General features: G+C 31.3%; 5 protein-coding genes. 4 read left to right on the forward strand and 1 reads right to left on the reverse strand.

Annotated features, from left to right (window positions below):
- Window positions 1–104: 104 nt before the first annotated feature.
- On the reverse strand, window positions 105–1,130 hold the full coding sequence (locus tag RR539_RS04955) for a LacI family DNA-binding transcriptional regulator (protein WP_332473219.1): 1,026 nt from the start codon (window positions 1,128–1,130) through the stop codon (window positions 105–107).
- Between the two features lie 285 nt (window positions 1,131–1,415).
- Here RR539_RS04955 and RR539_RS04960 point away from each other — a divergent pair, with 285 nt between their 5' ends.
- From RR539_RS04960 to RR539_RS04975, 4 genes are all read left to right on the forward strand, one after another.
- The gene (locus RR539_RS04960; protein WP_332473220.1) at window positions 1,416–3,026 is read left to right on the forward strand and encodes a sodium:solute symporter family transporter; all 1,611 of its coding nucleotides are present in this window, start codon (window positions 1,416–1,418) and stop codon (window positions 3,024–3,026) included.
- 174 nt (window positions 3,027–3,200) lie between these two features.
- Window positions 3,201–4,331: a dipeptidase gene (locus tag RR539_RS04965; protein ID WP_332473221.1), complete on the forward strand. Its 1,131-nt coding sequence runs from the start codon at window positions 3,201–3,203 to the stop codon at window positions 4,329–4,331.
- A 29-nt stretch (window positions 4,332–4,360) separates the two neighbouring features.
- The gene (locus tag RR539_RS04970) at window positions 4,361–5,509 is read left to right on the forward strand and encodes a dipeptidase (protein WP_332473222.1); all 1,149 of its coding nucleotides are present in this window, start codon (window positions 4,361–4,363) and stop codon (window positions 5,507–5,509) included.
- 138 nt (window positions 5,510–5,647) lie between these two features.
- Window positions 5,648–6,787, forward strand: coding sequence for a CPBP family intramembrane glutamic endopeptidase (locus tag RR539_RS04975; RefSeq protein ID WP_332473223.1), 1,140 nt, complete (start codon window positions 5,648–5,650; stop codon window positions 6,785–6,787).
- The last annotated feature ends 283 nt before the right edge of the window (window positions 6,788–7,070 follow it).

Raw genomic sequence — 7,070 nt, forward strand, 5'->3', positions numbered from 1 at the left:
ATTATCTGACTTGGTAATCAAGTTTTTGTTATTTTCATAATAGTCAAAATATTTAAAGATGTCAATTAGTAGATTGTAATTTTATATATTTTTAAAACTTAATTTTATCTTGAGGAGGATCCGATTTCAAGCTTCATAGGACGTGTAATTATTTTAGAATTAATACTTGGGTCCTCTATTTTTGCAATTAATAAGTTAACAGCATCATCAGCAAGTCCTTGAATATCTTGCTTTAGACAAGTTAATGAATAGGCAGGAAGGTCTACACCAACAGGAGCATAAAACCCAGTTATTGAAATGTCACTACCTACTTTAAGACCAAAATCTTTGGCAAAATCAATTGCACCAAGTGCAGGTTTGTCACATGCACAAAATATAGCATCAGGATAACCTTTTTCAGTAATAAGGTGGGAAGCTGCTTCAACTCCACTTTCATATGAGTAGCTAGCAGGACATATTTTACAGTCATTAATACCATGACGTGAAAGTCCATATAAGAATGCTTCTTGTCTAGGTAAATAATTAAGATACTTACTTTTATCAGTTGAAATATATGCAAATGATTTATGACCTGTTTCTACAAGATAATCAGCCATCATAATACAAGCACCATAGTTATCACTATGTACAGCACTTATATCAAGGCCAGAAACATAACCATTAAGTAGCACAATAGGCATAGAAAAATCATTGATTTCACAGTTAACTTGGTGAGAAATTGCAGAGGAAGTAATAATAACCCCGTCAACTTGATAGCTAACCATTGAGTCAATAACATCGTTAATATTACCTAGAGGTTCGCAGGTAAATATCATAGTGTGCAGTCCCTTAGAATTTATAATATTAACAAGTTTATTAAGTACCTCATAGTAGAATGCATCATATTCTTTTGACACAACAACCCCAATAATACCAGAGCGTTTAGAGTTTAATATTTGAGCTATAGCATTTGGAGTGTAACCAAGCTCCTTAGAAGCTTTAAGTACTTTTTCACGTATATCTTTTTGTATATTACCTGTCCAATTTCTATTGAAAACCCTTGATACTGTTGATTGAGATACACCAGCTAGTTTTGCAACATCTAAAGATGTTATAGATTTTTTTTTATTATGATATGTTTTGTTATTCATAGTCTTTAATAGTCTCCCTAATAATTATATTGTAAGACAATTCTTATATACTCCTTACAATTTTAAAGTATAGTTAATAAAAATCATATACTATTCTATCAAATTAATAATAAATATATCAAATTTGCATAAAAAATTTAAAAAAGTATATATATTTTGAATAATCTATAAAAATTCTTGACAAAGGTTTTCTTAGCAATATATTATTTAAGTACTCAAGATAACGTAGTCACGCTGAAACGTTGCTAAATCCTGTAAAATAAAGTGATTTAAGGGGGAGTACATATGAATATTTCTAGTATTGATATTTGCATTATTGGAATTTATATGATTGCAATGATTATCTTAGGTATTAAACTTGGTAAGAAGAATGAAAGTCAAGAAGATTACTTTTTAGCAGGAAGAAACATGCCGTTTTTTCCGGTTGGACTTTCTATAATTGCAACAATGGTAAGTGCCGCTTCATTTATTGGGGCTCCGGGGGGGAGCTACAATTCAGGTCTAAGTTATTTTATGATTAATGCTAATATTCCTTTAGTTTTGTTTATAGCTAGTGGAGTATTTATACCATTTATGTATAACTTAAAGGTAACATCTTGTTATGAGTATTTAGGACAGAGGTTTGGAACCAGGATTCGTATAATTTGTTCAATAGCATTTATTGTTAACTCAGTAATGCTTATAGGAATTATGATCTATGGACCAGCTATGATACTTAATAGGTTAACGGGATGGGACATATCGGTTATTATACCTGTGTTAATTTTAATAGTAATCATATATACACTAACAGGTGGTATAAGTGCTGTTATATGGACAGATGCAATACAAATGATTGTATTATGGGTTGGAATAGCAGCTTGTATTATACTTGCTATTAACGATTCAGGATTAAGTTTTTGGGAGTCATTAACTGTTGCACAGGAGGCTGGAAAACTTAATGCCCTTAATTTTTCACCAGATATAACGGTTCAGGATACTGTATGGGTATCTATTTTCGGGATAGGTATTTTTCACTTACAGTACTTTACATGTGACCAATCACAGGTACAAAGAATGTTTACTTCAAGGTCTGTAAAGAATATGAAGAAGTCATTTTTATTAAGTGGAATAGTTATCAATATTCAGTTTGCATTATTTATGATTATTGGATTAGTTCTGTTTGCTTCCTATGGAGGAAGAGAGTTTAGTGATGCTAATTCAGTAATGATAGAATTCATATCAACCAAGATTCCACAAGGAATTTTTGGGCTTATTCTTGCTGCATTACTTGCTGCAACAATGTCTTCAATTGATTCTCTACTAAATTCTATGTCTACTGTTTTCGTAAAAGATATTTACGAACCTTATCGAAGAAACAAGGACAAAAATAAGGATTTCAATGCTAATTTAAGTATTTCTAGATGGATAACATTTGTGTTTGCCATATTTATATTTATATTTACATACTTTGGGTTAAGTGCAAGTACCTCACCATTAGTAACTATGATGGGAGAATATTGCTCATACATAACAGGATCTATTTTAGGAGTTTTTATATTAGCTATGTTTACTAATAAAGCTAATGAAAAAGGTACTATTTTAGGGTTTATATCAGGGATTTTAATAACAATTTTAGTTGCAAAGGCTACAGCTATAAACTGGGGTTGGTATAACCTAATAGGTATATCTATTACTATTTTAGTAGGTTATGTTATTAGTATTTTATCAGGTGGAAACAAAAAAGATATTAGTGGACAAACCTTTATGAGTATGCGTGAAAACATGATTAAACTAGGGAAAATTAAAGAAGATGGTATGTATATAATTCCAGGTAAATTTGATAAAAGTAGTTATATTTTAGTTGGAATATTTATAATTCAGTTTTTAATATTAGGCATACTACAATACATGTAAATCAAGGCCTAAGATAGAATATTCCTAAATAACAGAATAATTTAATCTAATTATTTTAATTGACAAAGAATAATTTGTTATTCTATAATCAAGAAAAACATCTGACTACGTAATCACAATAAAAAGTCAGAATATTTTTAAGATTATAATTTATTTATAAAAGTGGAGGTTAATATGGGAAAATATGCGTTAAACAAAAAACTACCTGATCAAATATGTGATCGTGCTAAAAAGCTGAACAGAGATTCTATGTTTATAAACATTCACGATCATATGATGTTTGAATTTGCAATTCACAAATCACTTGGGCATAAAAACATTTTCGACACATATTATTATCCTGATTTAAAAGCAGCTGGTATAAACGTTATAGCTACTAGTGTTGGGGCTAACTCACCTTGTTTATGTAACCTAACAGATGATCTAATGTTTGGCTGCTTTGAACAAATTGACATGTTAATGGAAGAACAAGCAAATGGAGCACATTTTAAAATATGTAGAACAGTAACTGAAATTGAGGAGACTGTTAAGTTTGGGAAAATAGCAATACTTCTTGCATTTGAAGGGGCTAGGGCTATGGAAGGACTTAGGACAGAGGAAAGTATGGTAATGCTTCATACATTCCACAACCTTGGTCTTAGAGTTAACTGTATAGTAGGAGCTGCAAGAACAATGTTTGCAGATGGAGTTGGAGAGAAGAGAGCTGAGGCAGGACTAACTACATTTGGAATTGATTTAATTAAGGAAATGAACAGAATTGGTATGGTTGTAGACCTAAATCATATGAGTGATAGAAGTTTCTTCGACTCAATTGAAGCATCTTCAAAGCCTGTAATTGTGTCACATGAAGGTGTTAGAGCAATATGTGATTGTGATGCAAACCTAAGTGATGAAAGACTTTTTGCATTAGCTAAAAACGGTGGAGTTGTAGGTATGGAAATAGCTAAACATGAGATACTGAAGGGCTCACATGAAAACAATGAAATAGTAACATTTGACCATGTTATAGATCATATTGACTATATTGTTGATAAGGTTGGAATAGATCATGTTGGAATAGGGCTTGATTATGATAATTTTGGAATGGTACATAATGTTCATAGGGCTATGAGTCCATTCCCAGGATCAATTGAAGGTTTCTATACAGGAAGTATAACAAGTGACCATATGCTTAATGACCCTAATAATACAAGGGAGAGTTACACAATAGCTGATTATCTAGTTAATCGTGGATATTCTGATGAGGATATTAGAAAGATACTAGGTGGAAACTTTATGAGGGTTCTTAAGGAAACAATAGGTTAGAAATTTATAATGAAAGGTAAGTGTTTTTTATGAGTAAATATATTTTTGCAGACGGTTTCCAAGAAATTTTAGATAAATACATATTTTCTTTTTTAGAAAATGAGCAGGATGTTTTAACTGGGAAAAAACATATATTTGATGAAGTATATAAACCTCTTTTAGATAAACAGGGAGTTAGCTTTGTTAATATGGCTGTTGGCGGAGAAAGACCTGTACAGGTTATATATAGCGATACTGATAAATTCCGCTTTTGGGATGCACACAAGAAGTTAGATGTTCTTAATACAGAACTAGAGGCAGGATGTGATAGCTTCGTACTATGTAAAACAGCAGCAGATATTGATTATGCTATAGAAAATAACAAAATAGCTATTTTAGCAACATTAGCTGGAGGATATCCACTAGAAGGAAAACCAAACCTAAACCTACTATCAAGTTTAAGATCATTATATAGAATGGGACTTCGCTGCTTACAGTTAACAGGTAACGGTAGAAATAGACTAGCAGACGGATGTGCTCAAAACAGAACAAGAGGTAAACTAACTGGTTTTGGTGTGCAAGTTGTTAAGGAAGCGGAAAGGTTAGGTATGGTACTTGATACATCACAGCTATCCGATTATGGATTCTACGATGTATTAGAACAAACAAACAATCTAGTTATAGATTCCCATACAGGATGTTATGATATATGTCCACATCCAAGAAATATATCTAAGGAAAGAATAGAGGCTATAGCAAGTAGAGGTGGAGTAGTTTGTATAAGCTTTAGAGCAGCACTATTAGTTGGAGCTGATGAAGAAAAGGCTACAGTAGAAGATCTACTTAAGCATATAGATTATGCAGTTAAAGTAGCAGGAATAGACCATGTAGGACTAGGTCCTGACTATGGATCATTCCAAACACCAGTAGACAGAAAGAGTGTTATAGGTATTGGTAACCTTGGACCACACTTCTGTGAAATGAATTATCAAACACCATTCTCAAGTCAGAAGTATCCTGGCTGGGTTGATGGAATTTGGTACGGAATTCGTGAAGATGACTTTGTTGAAGGACCAAACTGTAGAGAAAACTATCCAATGTTAAGGGACATACTACTAAACCATGGTTACTCAGAAGAAGATTGTGCTAAAATCATGGGACTAAATATAATTAATGCATACAAAAAAGTTATTAAATAATAGAAGTTAAATAATATAAGGGATCGTCTCATTAGAGGTGGTCCCTTATATTATTTAATAGTATTTACATTACACTTAAATGGTATATATGGTATTATATAGGGAAATATGTAAATTAGTCTATTAGGAGGGGAAGATTTGAGTTTCAAATTAGCACTAGGACTTTTTAAGAGAAAAGATGTATTACTTGTATGCCTGCTTATGCCAATAGTTATATTTTTAGTAGGAGGAGGTATAGGTATTGTTATATATAAGATTTTAGGCATAAATTCAAAAGTATTAAAATATTTACCTTTTATTGTAAGCCTAGTATTAGGTGCCATATATATAGCTAATATTATTAGGTGGAAAAATGAAAGTGAAATAAATGAAGATAATGATAGTGGAAAGATTACACTTCATAAGGCTAAGGGGATATTTATAGGAATTAGTTTAGAAATATTATTTATTGTAAGCATGCTATTAGGACTAATGCTGCTAGTCTTAGCAGGAGATAATTTAAGTGTAAGTAATGTATTAAACAATATTAACTTAGAAGTTATAGATATGGTTCTAGGTAGCACTATACTTTGGGTTATGGGAAGTTTATTATTAGCTAGTATTAGTTTGATAGTATGTAGATTTATAAAGCCTATTGGTATAGAGAGCAATAATAGTTTTGGAATTATAGATATAATAATGGTTATTTGTTTAGCTATATTAACTCATAACATTGGTTCTGAAATAATTACAATTATATTTGGAAAGAGTATTTCCAGTATTAGTATGGTATTTTTAGCTATTGTTCCCTTAGTTTATTCGAAGGTTATGAAGCTAGATATAAGAGAGACATTTAATTTTAATTTTCCAAGGTTTAAGTATATTTTTATTGGAATATTACTTTGGGTACTATGCTTTATTATACGTTTAGCCATTATAGGATTAGTGCAATATTTATTTCCAGGTATATTAAATGGAACTCCAGTTGAAAATATGTTTGCTAAATGGAGCGTTATAGGACAAATTATATTTATTGCATTAATTCCTGCAGTATGTGAAGAAATATTATATAGAGGATTCATATTTGGAACCTTAAACAAACTATCAGGACATAAAACAGCAATAATTGTAAGTAGTATATTATTTGGATTAATACACATACACCCTTTAAAAATATTCTATTCAGGAATATCAGGGTTATTATACGGATACATGGTTCACAAATCAAAATCAATAGCAGTCTCTATGATCCTACACTTTATAAACAACTCCCTTATGATTCTAGCAATGAATTACTAAGTTTAACACGTTAAGGAGACCTATCTCCCTTAAAATTAAAATATACAGAACTCATAAAGTTAGTAATTTTATTACTAACCTATGGTGCCTTTTACAAAGACACCAACCCTCCCCCCTACATACTATAGATTTGTTTCATGATGGGGTGTTATTTCATAGGCTGGCCCATCGGGTTTAGGATTAGAACATCTTAGGTGTAAAAATATAAAGACACTTAGAGATGGCGGGTGTTTCCCTCTTGGTCGTTTGATTTTCTCCTGTTTTCTCTTTATTTCATATAGAT

Source organism: Clostridium sp., from assembly GCF_036639235.1.
Lineage (GTDB): Bacteria > Bacillota > Clostridia > Clostridiales > Caloramatoraceae > Clostridium_AB.

Excerpts from the sequence above, each read along its gene's own strand:
- RR539_RS04970 (WP_332473222.1), top strand. The coding sequence starts at position 4,361 with ATGAGTAAATATATTTTTGCAGACGGTTTCCAAGAAATTTTAGATAAA.
- RR539_RS04955 (WP_332473219.1), bottom strand. The coding sequence starts at position 1,130 with ATGAATAACAAAACATATCATAATAAAAAAAAATCTATAACATCTTTA.
- RR539_RS04960 (WP_332473220.1), top strand. The coding sequence starts at position 1,416 with ATGAATATTTCTAGTATTGATATTTGCATTATTGGAATTTATATGATT.
- RR539_RS04965 (WP_332473221.1), top strand. The coding sequence starts at position 3,201 with ATGGGAAAATATGCGTTAAACAAAAAACTACCTGATCAAATATGTGAT.